The following is a 25,010-nucleotide window of genomic DNA, read 5'->3' on the forward strand; positions in this document are numbered from 1 at the left end:
TTTGCGCGGGGATAGCGACATAACCCTACGATATGACTTATAATCCTCGCGATCACTACTTCAAAAAAGCCAAACAGGAAAACTTTGCGGCTCGTTCCGTCTTCAAGCTAGAAGAGATCGACAAGAAATTCAAAATGTTCAAGCCCGGTCAGGTGGTTTTGGATTTGGGAGCTTCTCCGGGGTCTTGGTCGCAGTATGCCTCGAAGGTTTCCGGCGAGAAGGGGCGAGTGCTGGGGGTTGATTTAAGCCCGGTCACAGTGAAGTTGAAAAATGCTGTTTTCATTCAGGCGGATTTGCGCGATTTGAATCTTGAAGAAATTTTCAAGGAACATGGTTTTGAACCGCCATTTGATATTGTGATGTCAGATATGGCACCTAAAACCACGGGCATTCGTATGACCGATCAAGCGCGCTCCATGGAGTTGTGCGAGCTGGCGCTGGATGTGGCTCGTCGCTTTTTGAAAAAAGACGGTCACTTTGTCTGCAAACTATTTCATAGCGATGACTTCGGCAAACTGCGTGATGAAATGAAAAAGACATTTGCGAAAGTGGAAGCCGTGAAGCCGGACTCCACACGCAAGATTTCCAAAGAAATCTTTTTAGTAGGCCTTAGCAAACGATGATCCGCATCGTCTTTGAGAATTCTCACTTTGTTATTTGTGACAAACCTCACGGGGTTCTCTCCACCCCCAGTCGTTTTGAAGAAGATGATGAACGGTTGTGTCTGGGGACGGCTTTGCAAAAGTCTTTGGGGGTGCAGATTTATCCGGTGAATCGACTGGACTTTGAGGTTTCCGGTCTGATTGTCTATGCCAAAAACCCGGAAGCGCACCGCAAGGGCAATGCTTGGTTTGAGCATAAAGAAGTCACAAAGACGTATCGCGCGCTCACGACGGGGCAAAATTATTCTCATATTCCTGCCAATGTTGTGAATCCGCGAGTGACCCTGAATCTTGAAGTGGGGAACACTTTTGAGTGGCGCTGTCGTATGCTGCGTGGAAAGCGTCGTGCGTATGAAAGCCCTCAGGGCAAAGATTGTCTGACGGTGGCGCACTATCTGGGGCAGCTTGAATCGCAGCAGCTCTGGGACTTGAATCCAGTCACAGGACGTTCGCATCAGTTGCGATTTGATTTAAGCCGTCATGGTTTTCCGATTGTGGGTGACAAGCTCTACGGATCCAATGTGGAACTTGAAAAAAACCGCATTGCTCTGCGCTCTTATAAAATTGATTTTTCGCGCGCCAATGGAGCCCGTGCTCTAGGCTTGCCAGAGATTCTTGAGATCGAAGCTCTCTGATTTTTGAAGCCTTTGCGAAACGTCATGTATGGCAGCTCATGTAAAAAGAGTTTGCACGAAGTCATTGAATAGTTCTTAATAATTACATGAGTATCGATTCGGTTTCTGAGTATCGTTCCGAGGTGGGTGAAGTCATGGACTATATCCGCCATATCTTCAAAGCCCTGCGTGTTTCCTCCAGTCAGTTTGAAAAAGAGCTGGGTTTGAGCGCCGCACAGATTTTTGTGATGAAAAAGCTGAAGCAAGAGCCGGGTTTGTCGATTAACGACCTGGCTCTGAGGACCACGACACATCAAAGTTCTGTGTCAGTTGTGGTCAAGAAGCTGGAAGAGCAGGGACTTGTGTCGCGCACGGTGTCTCCGGAAGATTCCCGCAAAGTGGTTGTCTCTTTGACTCCGTCTGGTCAGGAGAAGCTTGGTGAGATTCCTCGCACGGTTCAAGAAGATATGATTGATGCTCTTCAAAAAATGAGTCCCGAAAAAACAGAGGCTCTGGCGCAGATTATGAAAGAGTTCGTATCCAGCGCGGGAATTATTGAAAGTGAAATCGCACCGATGTTCGGTGAGAGCAACCGCTGATTGATTAAATTTCTCTTTTGATTTGTTCCAGATAAGTTTTGATGAAGGCGATGCGATGCTCGCCTTCTTTTTTTGCCGCGGTCGTATTCAGGTGATCCACCAATTTAAAAAGCTTTTGAAAGAAATGGTCAATGCCATAACTTTTATCATCCAAAGCACGGTTCTTTGCCCAAGGGTCTTCTTCCGCATAAAACGGCCGGCTCATCTGAGTGGACGTTGCAAAGCAACGTGCGATGCCGATGGCGCCAAGGCTGTCCAGGCGATCGGCATCTTGAACGATCTTGGCTTCCAGAGTGGTGGGCTTAATACCCGCACTGAAGCTGTGTGCTTCAATAGCGTGGCGAATGTCTTCGAAATGTTCTTCCGGATAGTTTACCGACTTCAGATACTCTAGCGTGGCCTCAGCAGAAAGTTGTGAAGCATAAGGACGGCGAGGATCGTTTTTAGGAACGTTGATGTAATCGTGAAAGAAGGCAGCGGGAAGAACAACTTCCCAGTTGGCTCCTTCGGCTTCTGTCAGGTGTTTGGCGGTGTTTACCACACGCAGAATATGAAGATAGTCGTGTGCCGGATCCGTGCTGGGATAAAGCACACGTGCTTTGTTGCTAAAAAGATGAAACCACTTTTTTTCGTCAAAAACCATGAAAAGAGCCTATCTTAGGGTTCAATGACCCTCACCATAGGACCGGTCAGTTTGTCAAAAAACGCCGTCAAAGGCTGATCTGAATATCCATCCACGTGATCAAAGGTGACAAAGCCATAACCGCCCTGACCCCATTCTTCGCCCCAGGAGTTTTTAAACATAAAGACTTTTTGTACATCATCATATCCCACGATCAAAACTGCATGGCCGCCGCAGCCGATCTTTCCGGAATTGCACTGCTCATCAATTTCGGGAGAATAGGTGAATGTACCTTTAGAATCGTTGATGTAAGGAAGCGCGACCTTTAAAGTCACAACCACCGGACGATTTTGATCCAGCTCCTGCATGAAAAGAGTGGACCACGGACGACGCACCCACATTTGTGTCAGGATCTTGGTGCGCAGGCTTCGATAGTCCACGCGTGGGACCTTCTGTTGCCCCAGATTATAGAAGGCGTGCTGTTCTGGACTGAGACCCTTGGTGAAATCGGGACTGCTGGCCTGATAGGGCAGTTGGTGTTCCTGGTAGAAGGTCATTCCATTGGTGAAATTCAGCAAAAGCTGATAGGTGTTGCCAAATTCAACTTCGGGGCGCCAGGGGGAAAGAACCTTGTGGCGATAGATTTCGTATTCTTCTGAAATATCGAAATCTTGTCCAAATTGGTTCTTGATTGTGGATTCCACCAGGGCCGAGACGGCAAAGTAGGCGCAAGTGTCGCGGTTTTTCTGATTTTTGACGGACGTCTGCAAGTGGCGCAGGTCCACTTGTTTGGCCAACGCCGGCTCTTGCAGAAGGCTGCTGAGCAGGCCCACAGTTAAAATCACGCGATGAGCTATTTTCTTCATCTTAAATCCCCCAAAACCGGACAGCTTATTTTGCAGAGCTTTTGACTTCCACAGATGTTTTCAATGTCTGATCGCAGAAGTCACCGCCACAGGCTTCACGCACCTTGCGTTCATCAATAAACATCTGATTTGTGTCGATGGTGTGGGTGATGTCAGTCAAGGTCCCGTCAGCCGTGAAGCCGACAACTTTGACTTCATAGATACCCGCAGCTTTGCGAGTTGCGGATTTGAATTCAAAAACCTGGTCGTCGACTTTGAAGTCGGCAGAGATATTTCCCATTTCCGCTAGGCTGGAGTATCCCAGGTACACCGTGTAGCGGGGGGATACGTCGGTGCTGAGACCGTGGTCTTCGACAATGACCGATACTTTTTTCGCAGAAGAGCCTGCATCTTTTTTGTCCACCAGGCGCACCACCTGATCAATACTGGACGGAGTTATTTGCAAGGACTGAGAAGGAACGGATTTGGCAAAGGCGGTGGCAGAGAGCAACAAACACAAGGAAAGGATGGCAGCTTTCGACATGGGAATCTCCTGAGGTTAAAGATGAGCCTCGGCGAAGATAGCTGAAGAACTGCGTTTTTTAAACTGTCAAAAAATTATACATGCGAAATGTTCACGGTGGGGGATTAATCCGGTTCGGGAAGGTTGATCAGTGTGTTCTGGTAAGGGGCCGGCTCCCAAAGTTCGATGCGATTTCCTTCGGGATCGTGGACCCAGGCAAAAGAACCAAAATCGGTCTCGACGACCGGGACTTCAACCTTGGTGCCTTGTCGGGCTAAATCCTGCAGCAGGGCTTTCAGATTTTCCACGCGAAATTGAATAGCCGTGGGCTGATCGGAAGGACTGAAGCCATGGGTGTCTGTTCGGGGCAGAACCCCCAAAGTCTTTTCATACCAAGAGTAAAGCTGTTGGGGATTTTGTGCTTTTGAAAAAGCAGCCCCGAAGTCTTTGATTTCCATGTTTCTATCTTTTCGGTAGAGCCAGGTACAGGCAATGCCTTCATGCCGGTTCTGTGAAGATGCACGGTCTAGTTGTTGGCAGGCTGGCGCAAGGCCTTGCACCAGTCAGGATGTTTTTTGGTCCCGCCATCATAGGCATAGGCCAGGTTGTTCTTTATCAGAATGTCGGACAGGGAACGTCCGTCGACCACCACATCAGCCAGAATGCGGAAGTATTTGTCGCGCTGGACATTGTGAAGTTCGACGTTTTTGGCATTTTTCAAGGTGCTGGCAACCAGATTGCGCGCAATACGCCCGGCCTCTTTTTCACATTTGTTTTTTGTGCGAACTTCGGGCGTGTCGATACCCAGAACCCGCACGCTGATTTTTTTGCCGATCAAAGCCGGAACATCGGGAATATTCACGGTCAATGTGTCGCCATCATAATTCTTAAGCACTTCCACGCAGCGAAAGGTTCTGTCGTCGTGCTGACAGGAACGGGGAGACAAAGAAGATAGTGTTGTGTCAGAGGCCTGCAGACTTTGGGAACAGGCCGTCAGTGTGGAGATTACAAGAACAGAAAGAAGAAACGGGCGAAGCTGAAAATTCATACTTTAAAGTCTAAGTGATCTTTTCCCGAAGGGCAAGGCGCCCCTCGGTTCTATTCCAGATTCAGACCTGCCTGCAGACTGGAAATACGAGTCTGGGAACGGACCTTCTTACTTAGCAGACGGTCTTTGATTCCACTGCTGACTAAAACCCGTTTGATTTCCTGAGGAGTCAGCGCCTGCCAAGGATGGCGTAGCATCAAGGCGGCGGCCAGTCCGCTGACCCAGGCTGTGGCTTGGGACGTTCCGCTCATGTAGCCGTACTTGCCCTCGGGCAGGGCCGAGAAGATGTTCTTTCCCGGAGCAGCGATATCCACTGAGCGGGTGCCGAAGTTGCTGCTGGCCAGAAGGCGTCTTTGGGAATCCAAAGCGGCGACCGAGATGATGTTTTTCAGGTTGTAACCTGCGGGATAATAACCGACCACGTCGGTGTTGCGCCCTTCGTTGCCGGCGGCGGCGACGAACAGAATGCCCTGATCCTGGGCTTCACGAATCGCGGCCTCTTCCATGGGGCTTCTTTCATCGCCACCGCCGGAATAGTTGATAATGTCCGCTTTCATGCGGGTGGCATAACGAATGGCCTTTACAGTGTTCAAAAGGTTGTCGTTTGCCGGAACTGACGGGTCGTAGTACTTCAGAATCATAAACTTCACGCGGGAGGATCGCGCTTGCTGCTGAATGATCCCTGCGACGTGGGTGCCATGGCCATGGTGATCAGACAGGTCATGATTGTTGGAAACAAAGTTCCATCCATGGAGATCCCCGGCAAATCCGTTGCCATCGTTGTCTTTCTTATTGGTCTTTTCCCGAGGATTGGTCCACAGGTTGTTTTTGATCAGTGGGTGATTTACATCCACACCCGTATCAATGATTGCCACGACAATATCGCGATCCAGACTTTCTTGAGAGAAAGAGTTCATCGACATCCCCAAAAATGTAGTTACAAAAAATACGATTGCCTTCATGCCGAAGCACTAAAGCAAGGGAAGGGCCAGCATCAGGCATGGATGATTTTCTTCTGAGCAGGAAAAGGGCTGCGAGTGTTTAGAAATTTCTGAACATTAAAAAAGCCCGAACGTTTGTTCAGGCTTTTCTGGTCACTACCAGTGAATCGACAGCTGTCTGAAGGTTAGACAGCCATTAAGCGACACGTTTGATCTGAGACTCTTTGGCGACGGTGTACTTGTTCCGGCCGGTTTGTTTGGACTCGTAGAGGGCCTCGTCGGCTCTTTTATACAAGGAATCCGCTTTTTCACCCGGCTGAACCTCCGCAATCCCCATGGAAATGGTGAAGCGGATCTCATAGTTTTCATGAACGAACACCTCTTTGCGGATGCGGTTCATGGCCTCTTCCGCCATGCGTGTGGCCGCTTCGGCATTGCATCCTGGCAGGATTACCGCGAACTCTTCCCCGCCCAAACGGGCAATAAAGTCCTCTTCGCGCGAGAAACTTTCCTGAATCAGGCGCACGCACTCTTTCAGGACGAAATCACCGATATCATGACCGTAAGTGTCGTTGATCTTTTTAAAGAAGTCGATATCCATGATAATCAATGTCATCGGATCTTTGTCGATTTCATGCAACTGCAGATAGCGGCGAATCTGTTCATCGTAACTGCGGCGGTTGTGAGCCCCGGTCAGATGATCCTTGCGCATGGTGGTGTTGGCCTCCATCAGCTGTTTTTTCACTGTGGTCAGGCTTTTTTTGATGGTCTCCATGCGTTTGGAGCGGCGATCATTGTGCGCACTTTGGTGTTTCAGATAGAAGTTGATAAACTCCCGGGACTTCATGCGCAGCTCTTCAATCGAGTTGGATTCCACAGCTTCGCGCAGTTGTTCCAGGCTTTGATTGACGTCGCCCGAGGCGGCATTCTGTTCCTGGATTTCTTCACTGAGGTGATCAGCGAAATCCCAGATGATGCGTTTGAAGTCATCAAAGGTGTTCTGCACGTAGCTGTATTCGTCAATACGATAACTGGAGATAAACTGGCGGATTTCAAACAGCACGCGTTCTGTGTCCTGACCGTTTGGATTCACCAGTTCTTTCGCAAAGCCATCGAGCTTGTTACGCACCTTGCGCACCGAGTGGTTTTGAATTTCAAAAAGATGTTTGTTGAAAACATCCAGAATAAAGAGCAGCGTGGCCCTCTCTTCAGACAGGCTCGGGACGCCTTTGCCCTTTTCAGCGCCGTTTGCAGAACCCCAGTCCATGTCAAATTGCTCAACGAGCTTTTTTACCCACTGTTTCAAGTAAGCCTCCTGGGAAGGATACAACACTCTTTTATCGGAGCAGAACCGGCGGGTCTTAAGGGGACTTCGGACTGATTCTGCGGGGCCAGTCTCAATTCGAAACAAATAAAGGGAAACCTTGCACGGCAGACAGGTTGACTCATCTTGAGATTCTATTTTTTTTCTCTTGCGAGATGCATTTTAGCACTCGCAGGCCTCCGGACATTCTTTCTGGCCGTAAAGCTTTCTATGATAAGGCCCTGAAAAAAAGGAGTCTATAATGGGACGATCTGCAGAGTTAAGTGGACCTGATTTTTCCAAAGGTGTTGAGGTCAGTCAGTTTTCTGACGGACAGAAGATGTTAGGACACGTCGGCCGGGAGGCGGTTTTGCTGGTGCAACATGACGGCGAGTTCTTTGCCGTCGGTGCAACGTGTTCTCATTATGGCGGCCCTTTGCATGAGGGACTCGTTGTCGGAGAGACAATTCATTGTCCTTGGCATCACGCCTGTTTTGATTTGCGCACGGGGGATGCCTTGAAGGCTCCGGCTTTAAATCCCATTGCCGCCTGGACAGTGGAACAACGTGAAGGACGGGTTTATGTCACAGGAAAAAAAGCTTCGGCAGTGCGACCTCGCGAATGGAGCGAGTCGCAAAGATACGTTATTGTAGGCGCAGGTGCGGCGGGCACGGCCGCTGCGATCATGTTGCGCAAACATGGATTCATCGGCCATATAGCTGTCATCAGCGAAGATAAGTATCTGCCTTACGATCGCCCCAATTTGTCCAAAGACTATTTGGCGGGGAATATCCCCGAAGACTGGGTGTCATTGGAAGCTGAAGAATTTTATCAGCAGAACAAAATTAACTTTGAACTGGCTACCAGGGTAGAAAAGTTGGACTCGCATCGTCGCAGCGTCTTTTTGTCTAACGGAAAAACCTTGCGTTATGATCGACTTCTTTTGGCGACGGGGGGAGAACCGATCAAACCTAAAATCCCTGGAATCGAAAAACCGCATGTGCATTATTTAAGAACGTTGCAGGATTGTCGTCGGATTATTGGCCGAACCACCTGGGCCCAGAAGGTTGTTATCATCGGGGCGGGATTTATTGGTTTGGAAGCGGCAGCGGCCCTTCGTCAGCGCAACATGGAAGTTCATGTGGTGGCGCCGGAGGAAATGCCACTTTTGCGCGTGGTCGGTGTTCATGTTGGCAGTGTTTTAAAAAAGATACATGAAGAGCATGGGGTTCAATTTCATTTAGGGCATGGTGTAAAAGAGATCCGCGATCGCAGTGTCTTGCTGGACAGTGGTGAAAGTATTGATTGTGACTTCGTGATTGTTGGAACGGGCATTCGGCCCAGTACGGCCCTGGCGGAACAGGCAGGGTGTTGGGTGGAAAACGGTGTTCTGGTGAATGAGTATCTGGAGACCAGTGTCCCGGGCATTTTTGCCGCCGGTGATATTGCTCGATGGCCCGATCCACACAGTGATCGTGCGATCCGGGTGGAGCACTGGGAGGTGGCTGAGCGCCAAGGGCAGACGGCGGCTTTGAATATGATGGGAGACTGGGTGAAGTTCCAGGAAGTGCCATTTTTTTGGACTCAGCACTATGATTTAAGTTTGGGGTACGTGGGTTATTCGGACCGCTTTGATCGCATGGATGTGATGGGTGATTTGGCCAGCCGTGATTTTGCGGTGGCCTATTACGAAGATCAAAGGGTGGCGGCCGTGCTGACGGTTGGAAGGGATTTAGAAAGCCTGATGATCGAAGATGCTTTCGGTCACTTTAACGATTCAAAACTTCACGAGGTCTTGCGTTCACAGAATCACCATGCCCCGCCATCCTAGCGGGGTATGATGAAGTCTGAATCAGTGTGTGTGCTGGGACGGGGACATGGTTTCATGAAAGTCGATATCCAGGGTGATATCGGCTTTCAAAACTTTTGAGACCGGGCAGTTGACTTTTGCATCCTGGGCAATTGAATCAAAAAGTTTTCGATCCAGCCCCGGGACCTGCGCCCGCAGTTTCAGTCTAGAACTGGTGATGCTGAAGGCATCGCCATTTTTTTCCAAAGAGACGGTGGCAGACACATCCAAAGTATCGGCATTAAATCCTTTTTTTGCCAGGGCTCCGGCCAGAGCCATGGCAAAGCAGCCGGAATGAGCGGCCGCAATCAACTCTTCGGGATTGGTGCCGGGTGTGTTTTCAAAGCGGGTCGTAAAAGAGTAAGGAACGTCTTTCAGGGCACCGCTTTCAGAATTGAGAACGCCCCTGCCATATTGAAGATTGCCCTGCCAGCGGGCCGAAGCTTTACGTTGCATGGATACCTCCAAGGAAAAAGGCCGCCTTTTACCGCGGTCCTTTTTTTCCACTCAGCAGATTGATAATAAAACTGATGATCGCCAGGGCCAGGAACACAAACAGCAACAGACGACCGATTTCAACGGACAGTCCTGCAATTCCCCCTGCACCTAAAAGATAGGCGACGATCGCGATGACAAAAAATATGATGGCGGCTCTAAGCATGGGAGTTCCTTTCTGTTGGGGCTGGAGGAGGCACGTGGAACAGAGTGTCCTCGAAGTTGTCCCGGGAGCTGTTCATCTGCGAGGGATAGGGAACAGTTTCCCTTTGGTGGCGACGGGACGCTCTTTGCATCTCGTCGAGTTCCCACTCGAAGTAGAAGGTTTTTCCGGGTTCTTCCAAGTCGTGTTTTTGTTCCGACATAGCTCCTCCTGCGCTTTGATGCTTAAAGAATCTGCGTGTCAGGGGATCAAGCCAAGATTTTGAAGTGAATTGTTTTAGAAAACAAATGTGTGACGAGACAGCCTACGAGGGAAAACAGAGGCCATCTCGTCACGAGGGAAATTATTTGCAGAAGGACAGCTTTTTTACCATGTCAGAAATTGGTGTGATTTTTTGATACCTGCCACCGCTTTTAATCACAGCCCAATAGGCCCCGGAACCGACAGTGATAGCGCCTTTGTTCTTGATCTGGCGGGCCATGATACCAACTCCACAGTAAAGGTTTTTATAAGGATCCAAGATGGTTTTCTTTGGATCCTTTGAAGAAAGGTGCTTGTCTTTGTTCCAGTCAAATTCACACCAGCGCGCCCATCGAACATCCTGATAGGACAGCTGTAATAGCCCCTCGGAGTAAACCGGGTTGCCGGTCACCGGGTCCGTACCCATGGTGGTCTCGTGCATTCGGGAGGTTGGATCATAGGCGCTTTCGTACTTGGCCATGGCAGAAAATAAGGCGGCCCAGACATTGGCTCGCTGGTTGTTGTCCAGTCTGTCATAACGAGGGCAGAACCGATCCATATCATCAGCGCCACCGAGCAAAGTATTCCAGTCCTCCAGGATGATCTTGTGCAAGTATTCACTCCATTGACGACGTTCGGGCTTGGTCGAGGTTTCCCAGGACAAAGCTTCGATCTTATAGGTTCCTGGACTTTCAGGGATGACAGGGACAGAGGGCTCTGTGGGATTTTTGGGATCCGTGGATTCCGGTGCCTCCGTCTTTGGAGGAGTCTCGGCGCTGCTGTTTCCATCATCGATGGTGCTTGCCAGATCTTGGATGGAAGAAGTTGTTGGGGAGCAGGCCGCTGCCAGTAAGAAAGCAATCGTGATGGCGACAACAGACACTGTCTTGGTGAGATGTTTTGAGTTCGTCAATGGACCTCCACATGGATTTGTGATTCAGGCCCCTTCAGAAGAAACGGGAGAACGGTGCCGGCTAAACTTTGTCTCGTTCAAAATTATTTCGCCGTTGTAAGATCAAGATGTACTTTTACATTACTTGAAGCCTTAAGGCGGGTGTTGAATTTCAGGATGCAACATAAAAATTAGGACTAAAGCCAAAGAAAAGAGGGCTGGGGTGCCTCAGAGGGCTCGACTATGGTGCAAGCGAGTTTGTCAGGAATGGCTGATGGCGGACCCAGAAGAAAAGAGGGTGCCTAATAAGATGCGGGAACAAAAAAAGCGCAGACGAAAAATCTGCGCTTTTTGTTTTTTTAGTTCTGGCACTGAGCTGTTGCGAAGTCCGTGTCAGGCAGGCGGTCCATCCACCAGTCCACGCAACCACCGGAATCGTACTGGCTGCACTGGATTTCCTTGGCTGACAGAACACCGTCAACGCAAGTTCTTACGCGGGAAACAGAGTCACAAGTGTAGGCAGGACCCAGAGTTTTTGTTGGGGTGGCGCTGTAGTACAACTTGACGCTGACACCGTTAGGAATGATCAAACCATCTGCGGAAACGCAGTTTTGAGCCTGAGCCGTCTGGGCCATTGCAAAAGACGCGATCAGCGCCATCATAAGTGCTTTCATGGATTCTCCTTGTTAGATTGCTCGCGCAATATAACTAAGTTCGTTCCTTTATGTTGTCAGGAAATCGTCAAAGTCGTGTTGGGGGATGGTAAGGCTCAGAGCGCACTGCCAAGAGTTTCAGCAGTGCGCCTTATATAACGTGAATTTCTATTCTTCGGACTTATAAACGGCAGGAATTACCTGTGACTGTGCATCTTCAATCAGAATATCGCGCACAGATTTGTTTTGAGGGGCATAAAGGATCAGGTCCCCCGCACCATAGCCTTTGACCAAAGAAACTTCCGTGGATGAGTTGCCACCCAGTTCCACAGTTTCCGGTAAATTGGTGTAGGCCTGCGCCATTGGATTGGCAGAGATTTTCTCCCATTTATTTTCGTGTGCCCCTAAATAGTCGTCATATTCGACCGCACCGTTGTCCTGATGGGTGGTGGAAATCTTAATGTTGAGCTCTCCTGTTGGCGCATAGGACAGCAGGGTCACATCTGCTTCGATGATAGCCAGAGTGGAGTTGTCAAAGACTCCCATCGGGCGCAAATCCAGGACCGCACCAGTGTAGTCTTCTTTGGCTTTCTCAGGGTCTGCTGCGTATTGTTGTTCATACTCTTTACGCATTTCTCGGGCCTGATTACCGTCCAACAACAAACTGACAAAGGACTCTTCCGTCAACCCCGGAAGATCGGATGCCGGTATACCGGAAAGTTCCTGATCAGCCTTGCCATCGCCATCAGCGTCGATTTGCACATTCACTTCACAACGGTGCCAAGTCGTCATGCCTTCATAAAGCTTGATGGCGACTTGCAGAACGCGACTGCCATCTTTTTCGATGACACGGTAGCCGGCTGACTGCATGTCGCAGTTACGGTTGTGGGCTAGATCCGGTTTCTTTTCTTTCTTGCGGCTGTCACCACCGATCAGATTAAACAAATAAGCTTCGCCTGTGTTGGCACTGGAGTTCTTCAGTTGAAGTTCGGCCAGGCTGCCAGCGCTGTCACCGGCGGACGTAGAGCGAACCACCAAGGATGTCGCCTCGATTTTAGAGATTTGACGAGCAACGGCCAGGGCGGGCAGTTGCACCACCACCTCTTTATCTGATACGAGCTTCAGGAAGCCATCGAGTTCGTCATTGGCGGAGGTCATCAAAGAACCTGTGATTTTTGCTTTCACCAGGATCTTTTTGCTTTCGCCCGCAGCCAAGGTCACAGAAGGCGCACTGACTTGCAGAGCCTTGTGACCCTTCCATTGCGGAGTCACAGTGATGGATTCGGAGCTGATATTTTTGAGCGTGATTTCCTGAGCCAGTGTTTTTTGCTGTTCAATGTCGGTCAAACCGAAGGACAGAGTCGCTGGAATCGTCACGATTTTGGCATTCAGGGATTCAGCCACCTGCACGCGGCCTGCTCCTTGACGGCTGACAGAATAAGTTTTCTTGTCAGCATCGTGGATCACTTTACCGTGGGCTAAAAGAACAGACTTCAACTCGTAAGGGTTCAGAGTGGAGTGCTTTTGTTTAAGAAGCGCCATCACCCCGGCAATGTGAGGACCGGCCATAGAGGTCCCGGACATTGTCACACCTTTGTCCCCCGCACCACGGGCAGCAGAAATAATGTTTGTTCCAGGAGCCGCAATTTCAGGCTTGATCAAACCATCTTCAGAGCGAGGACCACGGGAAGAAAACGGGGAGATCGTGTCCACCAACCAGGCCTTTTCCACCTTGGTTGTGGTTTTAAGATCAGCCACCACCGGACCTGTTTTAAGAGCCGCTTTGATTTGGTTGGCAACATCCAAAGTGATCATCACCGCCGGGATATCGAAACGGCCTTCTCCACCCATGACGATGGCATCACCTGGTGCATTATTTGCCACTATCACCGCCAAGGCGCCGGCCTGTTGACCGCGTTTAATCTTATCCGCAAAAGCCACCACACCACGATCAATCAGAGCAATCTTGCCTTTGATTTTTTCCGCCGTTTCCGCATCGAAGTCTTTATCGGCCACACCGACGAAGATCACTTCGGCTTTGGCAGAGTCCACTTCTTCCAACGGCTTAGAGACAGCCCCTTCAATGGCTTCCCCAAGGATGGTTTCAGAACCCGCCGTAAATTCCACCGCCGGGAACAGAACGTTTTGATTCATATTATCAATGCTGGACGCCACAGAGATCGCATCCTCAGACACACCCGGAGCTCCGACGATATAGGACTGGTCGCCGGAGTTTCCTCCTGAAGCAACCACGACGGTTCCACCGCGCACCAGATTCTTGATGGCATGACCGTACATGATATGAGGGTTGCCGTAACCGCTTCCCAGAGACAGGTTCACCACGTCAAGCTGGTTGGTAAAACTCAAATCACCCTGGGGGTCGGCTGCGTATTCCAATGCTGCGATGACGACTTCATCACTGGTGGAACCTTTGGCGCCGAAGACTTTGATGGCGTAAATATCCGCATCCGGAGCCACACCATCATAAGTGTTCACGCCATCCCCCAGGCCGGCCACTGTTCCAGCGACGTGAGTTCCGTGGGTGGCTTCATCCAGAGGATTGGCATCAGGAACCGGGATGCGTTTCATATAGTCCGGGGACCCGGAGTTGTAAGCAGAACCCACAAGGTCAATGCCGCCGACAACTTTTCTATTTGGGAAGGAGGCGTGAGGCTTGGAAGGGTCCACGGCCAGATAAGCCTCTTTGGTACCTTCGCCACCAAACATTTTATGAGTATAGTCCACGCCAGTGTCGATCACCCCAACGCGCATGCCCTGACCACGGATGTTTTGAGCGTATGCGGCTTCGCTCCCGATGAATTTGACGGAAGTGTTGTTGCCGACAAGGCCCTTTTCATTGATCTCTTCATCTTCTTGAGGACGAGAGAACGAACCGGACTGTTCAGACATGGTGACGTTCGGAAGCGCTTTGATTTTTTCAAACACCTCTGCCGGAGCCCAGATGGCCATACCGTTCAGGACACGCTTGTAACGGATCAGAACGCGGATTTCCGGAGAGATTTTTTGCAGTTCTGCGATGGTTTCAGTCTGCTCGGCTTCGATGGCCTTTAAAAGTCTTTTGTCGACAACAACTTTGCCGTCTTTTCTTTGTGCCGTTTCCAACAGAGCTGGGTTGGAAAGTTTGATGATAAAGATATAAGGCTCTTCAACCGTCGGGCGGGTGCTGTAAAGGCCTTGCAGGAAGTCAGAATTGAAAATCTCGCCTTGGGGTGCTTGGGCAGAGGGACTGCAGGCTGTGAAGAGCAAAGCTGAAATTAGCAGGGATGAAAAATATCTTAGCTGTGTCGTGGTTTTAAACGTTCTCATTATCTGCCTCTTTCGTTTAAGTGCCAAAGCGACACCGAAATCGGGTTAAATCATTTCCAGTCAGGCAATGTTCCAAGAACCGTGCCGGAAATTTTGCCACCGGAATAGGCAGATTTTGTAGTGCTTTAGGGGGCTTAGCGCAAGGGAAATGCCCTTCAATACAGTGCGTTTTATGGGGTGTTTGAACTCAGCCAATCCCTAAGCAGGAGGTCGAAAACCTGGGATTCTTCAAGTTGAGGGTAGTGGCCGGATTTCTCAAAGACTTTTACCGTGAAATTGGGGGAAGTGTTGCGCAGCTCATTCCAGGTCCAAAACGGGGCCACGCCATAGTCATGAAGCCCGCAGATCAAAAGGATCGGTGCTGAAATTTCCTGCAGGGCTTGTCGGGTGTCGTAATCACGAAAAACTTCGCCGTAGAGGTAGTCCATCGCATCGTCATTCGCCTTCACATCCTGCCACAAGGGGGACGCGTCGAAGTGAGGGTTAAACCAGCTTTTGGCATTCAGAGCCTGGCAATAGGTGATGAATCTTCGTCCCGGTTCCGCGCCGGACAAAGGATATTGAGTTTGATCCGAAGCGAATTGGTCTTTGCGCTCGGGAGCAATGGTTTCCTCCCACCGGCGAAAGGCCTCACTCATCGGGGCTCCGTGACTGGGGCCGGTGCAGATCATGACCACCTGGCTCACGGACTTAGGGTAACGTCGGGCATATTCCAGGGCAAGATAGCCATGGGCAGAGTGTCCGACAACGACGGATTGGGTAAAGCCGCAGGCCTGGCGCAGGTCTTCAATGTCTTGGCAGATTTTCCCCAGTTCATAGTCAGTGCGGGTGAAGGGTTTGGCTGTTGACGCGAATCCGCGATAATCAACAAACCCCAGGCGAAGATGTTGGCGTAAGCTTTGTGAAAATGTGCGGGGATAAAATACAGACGAACCCAGAATCAAGGTGTCCAAACCCTGACCTTGCACCAGAAAGCGCAGATTGAAATCATCTTTATCTATTTGCCCTGAGAGGTCTGTGGAATCTTTCTTCATATAGTTGCAATATACAACCAACTAGTTGTATATTGCAACTATATGAAGGTCCGAGGGTAAAATGTCCAAAAATGATTCAGAACTGCTGGGTATAAGCCTGGCTGACACACTGGTGGCTATGAAAAGGTATCTTCTGATGTCGTTTGAGCAAAACCATTCAGCGATCACTTTTGAAGAATGGATGAACCTGCGTCCGTTGTTGGATCAGGCGCTGACTCAAAGGGATCTGGCATTTTATCTGGGAAAGGATAAGACCACGGTGTCACGCCTGTTGGACGATTGGGAAAAAAGAAAACTGGTGCGTCGGGTGCCACATAAAACAGATGGGCGGACAAAATTGATTGAAATGACCCCGACGGCGCGAAGGATTCATCAGGACCTGGCAGGATTGGTGGGAAAGGCAGATCTGAAATTCTGTTCGTTATTAAACAAAAAAGAGCGGGATCTTTTGATTCAAGGCACCGCCAAGATACGGGCGGCGTTACTTGAACCAAAAAAAGAAAGTTCCGATTGATCTGGATCTTTGCTGCCGACTTATTTAACCAGTTCCTTAGGCTGTTGGATTGAACTCAATAATGTGAGTAAGTTCTATGATATCAGCCACTTGCCAAACCAGACTTGCGGGCTGTCAAATCACAGGTATCATCAGGGGCGGAGGGTTATTCAATGAAATATGGTCTGCTGTTTACGGTTTTGTCTATTTTTGTGCTTCAAACTCAAGAGGTTTCCGCAAAAGAGATTCCCGTACAGGCCAGGCTTTTTATGGGAATGACCACGGTAAAGCCAGACAATGCCAATGAAACTATCGAAGCCCAAGGTCTAAAGAAAATGGAAGGCGTCAGTCAATTGGGAGTGGAGATCACTTATCCTCTGATGAAGTACCTGGACGTTGGAGCCCGTTATGCCAAGAAGATGGCCTCCAGTGGAGAAGATCTTGTGGTTGAGGCAGATGATTATCAGGCCCGCTTGGACCAGGATGCTTTTTTGCTGATCGCCCGGGTTCCTCTGAAAAGATCGGACTTCATGCGGGTGGATATTTTTGGTGGAGTCGGTGGCACCAACACCTCGTTTAAAATAGAAACGGCCAGTCTGAACGGGGAGCTTAAAAAGAGTGTCGGCGATGAGTGGTATGCTTCTCCTTATGCGGCTGCGGGAGCCTCACTGGCTTTTGGTTATAAGAAGTTCTATCTGGTCTTGGAGGCTGGTTATGAATATAACAAGATCGACGGCTTTAAGCGCTCGGGGAACCCCGGTGCGATTGACACCTTGGATCTTTCTGGTGGTTACTTCACTCTGGGGCTGATGTTTGATGGTATTCCCGGGACTGTGAATTAAGAATCACTTTTAATTCGGGAATGGTGCAACGGAAATCGGGGCCAAACGGAACGGCTTTTTGTTGGTTCCCAGTTGTCCGCTGCTGTCCATGCCGGAGCAGTACCAGTTCGTGCCCACTTTGCCGCAGATACCATAGGCGTTGCGGGCGTCAAGATCGGTGACCGTTCCAAAAGCATTCAAAGTGTTCAGTGCTGTCGGAGAATAGTGATAGTCATTTGTCAGATAATCATTGTTGCCATGTTGGTCAAAACGGTTATAGCCCCAGCAGTAGGCATCTCCATTGGAAATAAAGCAGTGATTAAAGTAACCACCGAAAATTTTGGTGATGTTGGTATATCCCGTGTGATCCACCATGCTGGTGACGGCGTTCGAACTTGAACCATGACCCGGATACTGGCCCCAGCACTTAATCAGGCTGCTTCCGATGCGAACACATGTTCCATAGCTGGAAAGGCTCAGTTCATCCACATTTGAAACCCCCGGAACTTGAGTGATCCCGGTTCGAGACACCGTATCCCCCAGACCCAGTTGTCCTTGCACATTGTAACCTGTGCACCAGATAGTTTTATCTGTCTTCAGCAAGCATCCATGATAGCGACCTATATGAACTTTGACATTGTCGCTTCCGGCAGAAGTGATTTCGACCGGATTTGTATACAGCCCCAGAGTCATATCAAACATTTCATTAGAAGCCACGTTACCCCAGCAGTAAAGTTTTCCGGCCTTGATGGCGCACGCCTGGTCTTGCCCTGAGGCGATGGCAAAATCAGTCACACCAGAGCTCAGGCCCGTGGGTGTGTTAGGATTTCCTGAAGTTGCACCACTGCCGCGGAGATAGCCACGGCCCCAGCATTTGATGGCTCCGGCCTGCAGGGCGCAACTGCCGCTGGGCCCGGTTTCAACTTTGGTAACACTGGTTTCAACGTTCTTTACAGCCGTGGGGACAAGGTACATTCGATCTGTTAGCAGATTTCCAGCTTTGTTGTAAATGTTGTCACCCATGCACTTCACACCGCCACTGTAGATTCCACAGACGTGCTCATCATAGATTGAGATCGATGAAGCGCCTGCAAAGTCGGGGCTTAGAACGAAGCCTGTGGTTAATAAAGTCTGTGCGTCTCCCAGCTGGCCAAAACCGGAGTAGCCTGTGCAATACACTTGGCCCAGACGAATAAAGCAGGTGTGAGCACCCGGAGATCCATCCACTGCGGTCACATTGTCGCCACCACCCACCACTGGAGTCAGTGGGACCGTCGAAGTGCCCGTCGGCTGGTTAATCCCGCCTTCACCGAAATAGTTCTTCCCGCGGCAGGACATTTGTCCATTGAGGATGACACAGGACTGGATACCGATAAACATGTCGGTGAGGCCTGCATACTCTGGCATTAAGGTCGGTGTGTGAACGTCCGCAGTGGAGGCAGTCAATATCTGGTTGTCATTATTGTTACCCCAACAGTAAACCTGATTGGACGAATTCTTGGCGCAAGTTCCATAGTATCCGGCCCAAGCATCTGTCACGGTTCCGATTCCGCTGACGGCCACCACAGAGGTCACTGGGTTGAAATGCCCCTGGCCCAGCTCACCATTGGTGTTGTTACCCCAGCAGTATAACGTTCCGGTCTTCAAAGCACAGGCATGGGTCCAACCCATGGCCAGTTTATTCACGCCACTGGATACGGCGGGGATGCTGATTGGCGTGTGTGTCGAAGTGGCCGTTGCCGGATCGCCAAGCACTCCATAGTCTTTGGTCCCCCAACAATAGACACCGCCATCTTTCAGGGCGCAGGAGTTTATGTAGCCAACACCGACGCTGGTCACGCCACTGGTCATTCCCACAACCTGTGTCGGAGTCAGACGGGAGGACAGAGAGCCTGTTCCGAGAAGACCGGCCCCAGGGAAGGTCCCATGGCTGCCGATGCCCCAGCAGTACAAGGAGCCCGTGTTGAGAATGGCACAAGTGACTGCATAGCGAGAGGCAATTTTAACGGCGGGTGCCGCCAGGGACGCCAGAGTAGGCGTTGAAGAGTAAAGATAGTTCCCGGTGCCTTGCTGGCCTGAATTGTTGTTACCCCAGCAATAGACTTTGCCATCACTGGTGCGTGAACAAGTGTGATTATCAGCAACGGCGATTTCGACGGCATCTTTACCCGCAGGGCTGTCATTGTCATTGATAATAATATCGGCATTGGAAATGTAAGATGTGCCGCCGGTGATGCCCGTGATCTTGATCGGCACACGCTTAAACAGTTCGTCGACAGAATTATTGATACTGCTCAGATTGCCAAAAGAGATTGTGGTAGCGCCGGAGGGTACAGACGCCGTGCCTGAAGTGACGGCCATCGTATAATCAGTTCCCGCCACCGCACAGTCCACGCCTGCGCAGGTGTCGCGTGCCCAGTTGATGGACACAGAGCCTTTGTCGGTAGGGTGGGACAACGTGGCGATCAAGCTCGTGGAAGAACCTTCCACGACATACACGTCCTGGATGGTGACCAGTGGTGGAGCCTCGTCATCAGTGATCGTGACCGTGTGAACGGTGTTTGTCCCCAGAGAACCGCCCACCGGACTGCCGAGGGTGATCTTGAATGTTTCATCGTATTCTTCGGTGCTGTTATCCAGTATCGGGATTGAGATGTTCACGGAAGTGCTGCCCGCAGCGATGGTCGCTGTGCCATTAACTGCAGTGTAGTCATTCCCCATGGTCGCTGTGGGTGCGGAGCCATTAGAGTAGGTATAACTGACGCTGACGGCGATATCCACAGCCGCCGGAATACTGACGGCCACAGTGTGGGTCGGATCGTTGTACTCTGAAATAGAAGAAGTGGTCACTGCGAACTGAATCGCCGGAGAATTTTTCGTCCAGGTCGCCGTCGTGGCCGTCGCATAAGTTTGCCAGTTGCCTGCGGCGTCTTTGCCGACGACGCAAAGTTTGACACTGCCATTGGCCAAGGCTGAGATGTTATCCGTGATATTGGTTGTATGGGTCACTTCAGACCCGGAGTATCCGGTGGCCACTGCACAATCAACAGAAGCCGCCAGACCGATTTTGTATTTATAGGCCACCACACCGCTGCCATTGACATCAATGTTCAGTGCATACTTCGCACTGGATCCTGTCGGCTGACCCGAAAGTGTTGCTGTTGGTGGTGTGTTATCGAAGGTGATGGATGCCGAACTTGCCATCGCACTGATATTTCCCGCTGCATCTTTGATCCAGGCATAAAGTGTCTTGGCTTCATTCACTGTGCTAACCGTAAATGTGGCGGGCAGCGAAGCACCCACGGTCCACGTACAGGATGCCACGGCGGTGTTGTTTTCCATAATACAGTACGATGTCGGACTGCCACTGACAGCCGAGGTGATATTAAAGGTCGTACTGTTGGTCGGAGTCGAGTTTGTTACCGTAAAAGAAGTGATACTTGGAGCCGTGGTATCAATCACGAGATCCTTGTTGGTTCCCAAAGATCCGGCGCCACCGACGGAAGGCAGGGTTAAGGTCGCATTGTTATTTGCGGCATCTTTTATACTGGCAGAGCTCACAGTTAAGGACGTGGTCGCAGCGTAGTTCAGATCAGCCGCAGTATCGGTGGCTTGCACTGTATAGTTGAAGAGCAAGGTGTTCGTGCCACTTCCAGAAGCGTAAGACGCTGAGCGTGCCGGTGTTGTATTTAAGGCAATAAGCGGTGTGCCCGTGACAGTGACGCTTTCACTGAAGGTCACCCGCACGTCAATGACATCACCCACAGTATAGGCACCGTTGGTTTTATTGGAAGTGACGTTGGTGATGGTCGGAGCCGTGGTGTCAATAACCACCGCGCTGGAGCATGCTGACGTGATCGAGTTCCCGGCATTGTCCGTTGAAATAACCTGATAAGTGTAAGTTGTGCCATTGACTCCGGTGAAGTTGGAAGTCGTCGCAGCACTGGTGGCCGTGTTTTCGGTGCCCGTATATGTGTTGCAGCTTGCTCCTGTATAGAAGCGCACCTTTTGCGATGCTAGATCCGGGCTGGTGGATTTGGTCCACTGAGCCACAAGAGCGGTGGTATTTGTGGGGCTGCTTTGCTGCCATGCCAAGGAACTCGCATTGACGGGGGCCGTGATGTCGTAAGTCACCGAGGCATCCGTGGCTGTCGAGGCATTGTTGGTATTGCCGGCCGGATCACTGATTTTGCCAGCGGTCACGGAAGGGACCAAGGTTCCGGGGGTGGTGATCGCGGTGGCTTTCAAAGACCAGGTGATGTTATCGGAAGTTGTCAGGTCCCAGGTAATTCCCGAGGCGGTTCCGCCCTGGGTGATATCGGCGGCGATAAAAGTGCCAGGATTGATGGCCTCGGTGAAGACCACGGTAAATTCAATAGGAAGTGTGTTGGTCGGATCGGTTTGACCAGCCTTCTGATTGATGGTCAAAGAAGGTTTGGTTGTTTCATAGACGACCTGATTGTCGGAGCTGGTGCTGGCAGTGTTGTTGTTGCCGGCAACGTCGGTCAGTTTATTGGCCGTGATGGACGGAATCAGAGTTCCGGCCCCGGTGATGGCGGTGGCCTTCAAAGACCAGGTGATATTATCCGAGGTGGAAAGATTCCAGGTGATTCCCGTCGCAGTTCCGGACTGAGTGATATCTGCTGCAGCAAAATTTGTAACCGCTTCGCTGGCGACGATCGTAAATTCCACAGGCAGGGCGTTTGTTGGGTCCGCCTGTCCCACCTTTTGATTGATCGTCAATGTTGGTGCCGTCAGATCCTGAGTCCAGGTGACACTGGTCGCGGAAGTTAAAGCCTGCTCAACGCTGGCCGAATTTTTACCGATCACGCAGACCTTGATATCTGTGTCCCCCAAAGCACTGACAGAGTCAGTAATATTTGTGGAAGACGGGGTGTCGGCAGAATATCCCGTTGCCAGCGCACAGTTTGTCGATGCTGCTGCGCCGATTTTATAGCGATAGGACTGAACGTCGGCTCCAGCCACGTCAATATTCAAGCTTGTTTGATTGGACTTGCCAGACGGCTGGCCGGTGATAGTCGCGATCACTGCTGACGTATTGACGTTAAAGATAAAGTCATTGTTCGTGGCAGCGGTGGAGTTGCCAACCGCATCGCGAGCAGAGATGCGGATGGTGTATTGTGTACCATTCGTTAGTGTGCAACCCGTAAAGGTGTGCGAAGTGGTGGTCACAGTTTGTTGTGCACACACGGAAGCTGAAGCATCGCTGCTGCGGATCTCAACCAGATACTGCGTGCTGCCAGTCGCCGCCGCCCAGTGAGCTGTGGCCGTGGATCCATTGGTCAGCCACTCATCCTGGGTGGAATCAGTTCCGCCCGTGATCCCGGCAATGACAAATCCGTCAGGGGCTTGTGTGTCAATCTCGATATCCTTATTTGCCGCCAAAGAACCCGCAGATCCAGGCGCTGGCAGAGTCAAAATCATGTCATTTCCGAAGCTGTCTTTCAGGGTGCTGCCGTTCAGGGTCAACGCATTGGCGGATTCATAATCCAGATCCGACGAGTTATCTCCGGCTTGCACCGTATACTGGAATAACAAAGTGTTTGTCCCACTGCCGCCGATATAGGTGGCGATACGATCCGTTGAGCCCGTTTCCATCAGAAGCTCAGGGGCTCCACCCGAAATGGTGACAGCCTCAGTGAACTGCACTGAAACCGGCACCACCTGACCTGCTTTGTAGGCGCCATTGGCTAAGCTGGATGTGACCGTAAGCACAGTGCCTGGTAAGTCCAAAGTATAAGCCGAAGTGCCAGCGGCAGAAAGATTGTTCCCTGCTAGATCTGTCAAAGTGGCTTTGGCCGTCAGCGTGCAGACTTCACCATTGGCGGGAGGATTGGCGACAGTCAAATTCACTACAGCCGAAGTCGTGCTGGAGGCTGAAACACCGGCAATGGAAACAACTCCGCCGCCAGAACATGCAATGCCCCAGTTGCCAAGATTTTCGATGGAACTCGCCAACATTGCTTCGTTGAAGGTCACTGTGACAGAGTTTGGCAGACTTGAAACGGTGCTGGTGGCTGGATTGGACGATAGGATCGTGGGTGAAGTGCGATCCATCAGCAATGCACTTGAACACGCAGAGACGGACACGTTTCCGGAAGTATCTACAAGCGTAATACTGTAAGTATAGGTTTCGCCATCACTGCCACTGAAATTGCGGGTGGTGGCAGAGGGGGAAAGAGATATTGCAGAGCCTTCCAGCACAAGACAGTTGGCGTCTTTGAAGAACTGAATTTTTTGATCAGCGACATCCGATGAGGGAGAAACGGACCATTGCGCTGTGACAGGATTGCTCTTGGTCGGGGAGGACTGCAGCCAACCTAAAGAAGTCGGAAGGTCTGGAGCACTGGTATCATATGTTACCTGATTGTCGCTGCTGGAGGAAAGGGTGTTCAGATTTCCGGCCAAATCAGAAAACTTATCCGCATTGATCACAGGTTGGATGAGTCCATTGTTATCCACGCCGGATACGGTCAGATCATAATGAGTGCTGTCAATTTTGCTCAAAGTATAGCTGCTGATAGAAGCAGAGCCAGTGAAGCTGACATCTGCGTCCGTCAAAGAGCTTTCTGCGATCGGTTCACTAAACACCAAAGAGAATCTGATCGGGAGGGTATTGGTCGGATCAGTCTGACCGGCCTTCTGGCTGATGACCACACCGGGGCGAATCGTGTCAAAGTTCCATACATAGCTAGTGGCCACATTCAGGGGCTGCCAGAAGTTATTGGAGTCCTTGCCGATCACACAGATTTTCAGGTTCTGATTTGCAAGAGTCAAAAGACTGTCGGTGATCCCGGTGCTGACGGGCTGTTCGGCGGAATAGCCCGAAGTCAGTGAACAATCGGTACTGGCCTGAGAACCAAGTTTGTATTTGTAATGGGTGACATTGGTTCCTGACACCGTGATGTTCAATGCATCGACGTTGCTTGGATTGCCGGGTCTGCCTCCCAGAACCGCGGCCACTTCAACCCCCAGGCCTGAAACGGTTATTGCCCCACTGTCGGGCAGGACTGGATTGTCATAGCTCCAGGAAAGGTTTTGAGAGTGAGTGTTCACTTCCGTTGGATTGTAGGTGATGACCACGGTGCAGGAGCTGTGACCGTTCAAGATCGCACTGCAAGTTCCACCAGCCCCAGGAAAACTTCCCCCTTTAAAGGCAAATGGAGTGTTCAAAGCCGTTAAGTTCAGATTTTGAGCTGCAGCATCCCCAGAGTTTGAAAAACTTAAAGAGCGCTCAACAGTCGTGTCTTTAAGTTGAGGTCCAAAATCCAGACTTGCCAATGTGGCATTGACCTTGGCTTTTGTGGTTTTGTCTTTGACTACGAAAGAAATGGAGTTGCCTTCAAGATTCGAAAAGCGGTCCCCCGAAAAGACCAACTGGAAGGATTCATCATTTTCAATTTCGCCATCGCGCAGTGCTTTGATGATGAAGCTGATTGAAGTTGCTCCGGGTTGGATGATCAGGGTGCCGTTTGAGGACTCAAAATCACCATCAATGTCGTTCAGGGTCCACTGCAGGTTTTCTGGTTTTAAAGTGACGCCGGGAACAGTCGGGGTTTCAATCGCCAGACTGATCTGATGCCCGACACCTTCTTCCAAAGTCACCACGGTGCCGGATTCGACAGTGATCTTTCTTAAGATCTGATTTTCGCTAAGGACCGGAGTCAGCGAGGCATCCATGCAGCCTGCAAGGGATAGTATCAAAATGAGCAAGATGTTTTTTAAGTACGTTCCGGCGTTAGACATCTAGAGGTTCTTTTCGGCATTTTTGAGGGAAATGTTGAGGAAAATTAACAGAAAATAACTCAATAAAATAAGAGCGTTATCAGTGGTCCAGGGGCTTTCGTTTCACATCGACATGGCAT

The 25,010-nt window shown here is 50.5% G+C and carries 21 protein-coding genes; 6 read left to right on the top strand and 15 right to left on the bottom strand.

Translation table 11 applies throughout. The features are described 5' to 3' along the window. Positions 1-32: 32 nt before the first annotated feature. The 3 genes from ACZ5ZZ_RS06125 (at position 33) to ACZ5ZZ_RS06135 (ending at position 1,875) form a co-directional block, all read left to right on the top strand. Entirely contained in the window at positions 33-623 is a 591-nt protein-coding gene (locus tag ACZ5ZZ_RS06125) for an RlmE family RNA methyltransferase (RefSeq protein ID WP_464117533.1), read from the top strand. Next, positions 620-1,297: an RluA family pseudouridine synthase gene (locus ACZ5ZZ_RS06130; RefSeq protein WP_464141751.1), complete on the top strand. Its 678-nt coding sequence runs from the start codon at positions 620-622 to the stop codon at positions 1,295-1,297. The genes ACZ5ZZ_RS06125 and ACZ5ZZ_RS06130 overlap by 4 nt, the downstream gene beginning before the upstream one ends. A gap of 86 nt (positions 1,298-1,383) precedes the next feature. Further along, positions 1,384-1,875, top strand: a complete 492-nt coding sequence (locus tag ACZ5ZZ_RS06135) for a MarR family winged helix-turn-helix transcriptional regulator (protein ID WP_464141752.1) — start codon at positions 1,384-1,386, stop codon at positions 1,873-1,875. A gap of 4 nt (positions 1,876-1,879) precedes the next feature. Here ACZ5ZZ_RS06135 and ACZ5ZZ_RS06140 read toward each other — a convergent pair whose 3' ends face one another. The 7 genes from ACZ5ZZ_RS06140 to ACZ5ZZ_RS06170 all read right to left on the bottom strand — a co-directional run bounded on the left by ACZ5ZZ_RS06140 (position 1,880) and on the right by ACZ5ZZ_RS06170 (position 7,160). After that, complete coding sequence (locus ACZ5ZZ_RS06140; RefSeq protein ID WP_464141754.1) at positions 1,880-2,518, bottom strand: HD domain-containing protein; 639 nt, start codon at positions 2,516-2,518, stop codon at positions 1,880-1,882. Between the two features lie 14 nt (positions 2,519-2,532). Next, entirely contained in the window at positions 2,533-3,363 is an 831-nt protein-coding gene (locus tag ACZ5ZZ_RS06145) for a C1 family peptidase (RefSeq protein ID WP_464141756.1), read from the bottom strand. Between the two features lie 25 nt (positions 3,364-3,388). Next, the gene (locus ACZ5ZZ_RS06150) at positions 3,389-3,886 is read right to left on the bottom strand and encodes a hypothetical protein (protein WP_464141758.1); all 498 of its coding nucleotides are present in this window, start codon (positions 3,884-3,886) and stop codon (positions 3,389-3,391) included. 104 nt (positions 3,887-3,990) lie between these two features. After that, positions 3,991-4,323, bottom strand: coding sequence for a VOC family protein (locus tag ACZ5ZZ_RS06155; protein WP_464141760.1), 333 nt, complete (start codon positions 4,321-4,323; stop codon positions 3,991-3,993). A gap of 68 nt (positions 4,324-4,391) precedes the next feature. Continuing rightward, positions 4,392-4,913: a thermonuclease family protein gene (locus ACZ5ZZ_RS06160; RefSeq protein ID WP_464141762.1), complete on the bottom strand. Its 522-nt coding sequence runs from the start codon at positions 4,911-4,913 to the stop codon at positions 4,392-4,394. A 50-nt stretch (positions 4,914-4,963) separates the two neighbouring features. Further along, positions 4,964-5,830 carry a S8 family peptidase gene (locus ACZ5ZZ_RS06165; protein WP_464141763.1) on the bottom strand — a complete coding sequence of 289 codons (867 nt, stop codon included), beginning with the start codon at positions 5,828-5,830 and terminating at the stop codon, positions 4,964-4,966. A gap of 220 nt (positions 5,831-6,050) precedes the next feature. After that, entirely contained in the window at positions 6,051-7,160 is a 1,110-nt protein-coding gene (locus ACZ5ZZ_RS06170) for a GGDEF domain-containing protein (RefSeq protein ID WP_464134397.1), read from the bottom strand. A gap of 259 nt (positions 7,161-7,419) precedes the next feature. On the opposite strand from ACZ5ZZ_RS06170, the gene ACZ5ZZ_RS06175 reads away from it, so the two are divergent. After that, on the top strand, positions 7,420-8,988 hold the full coding sequence (locus tag ACZ5ZZ_RS06175) for an FAD-dependent oxidoreductase (RefSeq protein ID WP_464141766.1): 1,569 nt from the start codon (positions 7,420-7,422) through the stop codon (positions 8,986-8,988). Between the two features lie 21 nt (positions 8,989-9,009). On the opposite strand, the gene ACZ5ZZ_RS06180 is transcribed toward ACZ5ZZ_RS06175, so the two are convergent. From ACZ5ZZ_RS06180 to ACZ5ZZ_RS06210, 7 genes are all read right to left on the bottom strand, one after another. Continuing rightward, positions 9,010-9,462 carry an OsmC family protein gene (locus ACZ5ZZ_RS06180; RefSeq protein WP_464141769.1) on the bottom strand — a complete coding sequence of 151 codons (453 nt, stop codon included), beginning with the start codon at positions 9,460-9,462 and terminating at the stop codon, positions 9,010-9,012. A 28-nt stretch (positions 9,463-9,490) separates the two neighbouring features. Beyond that, positions 9,491-9,667: a DUF1328 domain-containing protein gene (locus ACZ5ZZ_RS06185; protein ID WP_262552510.1), complete on the bottom strand. Its 177-nt coding sequence runs from the start codon at positions 9,665-9,667 to the stop codon at positions 9,491-9,493. Beyond that, entirely contained in the window at positions 9,660-9,866 is a 207-nt protein-coding gene (locus ACZ5ZZ_RS06190) for a hypothetical protein (RefSeq protein ID WP_464141771.1), read from the bottom strand. Before ACZ5ZZ_RS06190 ends, ACZ5ZZ_RS06185 begins: the two co-directional genes overlap by 8 nt. A 141-nt stretch (positions 9,867-10,007) precedes the next feature. Beyond that, on the bottom strand, positions 10,008-10,817 hold the full coding sequence (locus ACZ5ZZ_RS06195; RefSeq protein ID WP_464141773.1) for a hypothetical protein: 810 nt from the start codon (positions 10,815-10,817) through the stop codon (positions 10,008-10,010). A gap of 338 nt (positions 10,818-11,155) precedes the next feature. Then, positions 11,156-11,470, bottom strand: coding sequence for a hypothetical protein (locus tag ACZ5ZZ_RS06200; protein ID WP_464134408.1), 315 nt, complete (start codon positions 11,468-11,470; stop codon positions 11,156-11,158). Positions 11,471-11,617: 147 nt separating this feature from the next. Then, complete coding sequence (locus tag ACZ5ZZ_RS06205; protein ID WP_464141775.1) at positions 11,618-14,776, bottom strand: S8 family serine peptidase; 3,159 nt, start codon at positions 14,774-14,776, stop codon at positions 11,618-11,620. A 170-nt stretch (positions 14,777-14,946) separates the two neighbouring features. Next, on the bottom strand, positions 14,947-15,810 hold the full coding sequence (locus tag ACZ5ZZ_RS06210) for an alpha/beta fold hydrolase (protein ID WP_464141777.1): 864 nt from the start codon (positions 15,808-15,810) through the stop codon (positions 14,947-14,949). 61 nt (positions 15,811-15,871) lie between these two features. Here ACZ5ZZ_RS06210 and ACZ5ZZ_RS06215 point away from each other — a divergent pair, with 61 nt between their 5' ends. Further along, positions 15,872-16,324, top strand: coding sequence for a MarR family winged helix-turn-helix transcriptional regulator (locus tag ACZ5ZZ_RS06215; RefSeq protein WP_464141779.1), 453 nt, complete (start codon positions 15,872-15,874; stop codon positions 16,322-16,324). 152 nt (positions 16,325-16,476) lie between these two features. Beyond that, positions 16,477-17,145 carry a hypothetical protein gene (locus ACZ5ZZ_RS06220; protein WP_464141781.1) on the top strand — a complete coding sequence of 223 codons (669 nt, stop codon included), beginning with the start codon at positions 16,477-16,479 and terminating at the stop codon, positions 17,143-17,145. 9 nt (positions 17,146-17,154) lie between these two features. Here ACZ5ZZ_RS06220 and ACZ5ZZ_RS06225 read toward each other — a convergent pair whose 3' ends face one another. Then, on the bottom strand, positions 17,155-24,891 hold the full coding sequence (locus ACZ5ZZ_RS06225) for a Calx-beta domain-containing protein (RefSeq protein ID WP_464141783.1): 7,737 nt from the start codon (positions 24,889-24,891) through the stop codon (positions 17,155-17,157). Positions 24,892-25,010 lie beyond the last annotated feature (119 nt).

The organism is Bdellovibrio sp. HM001, from assembly GCF_055397275.1.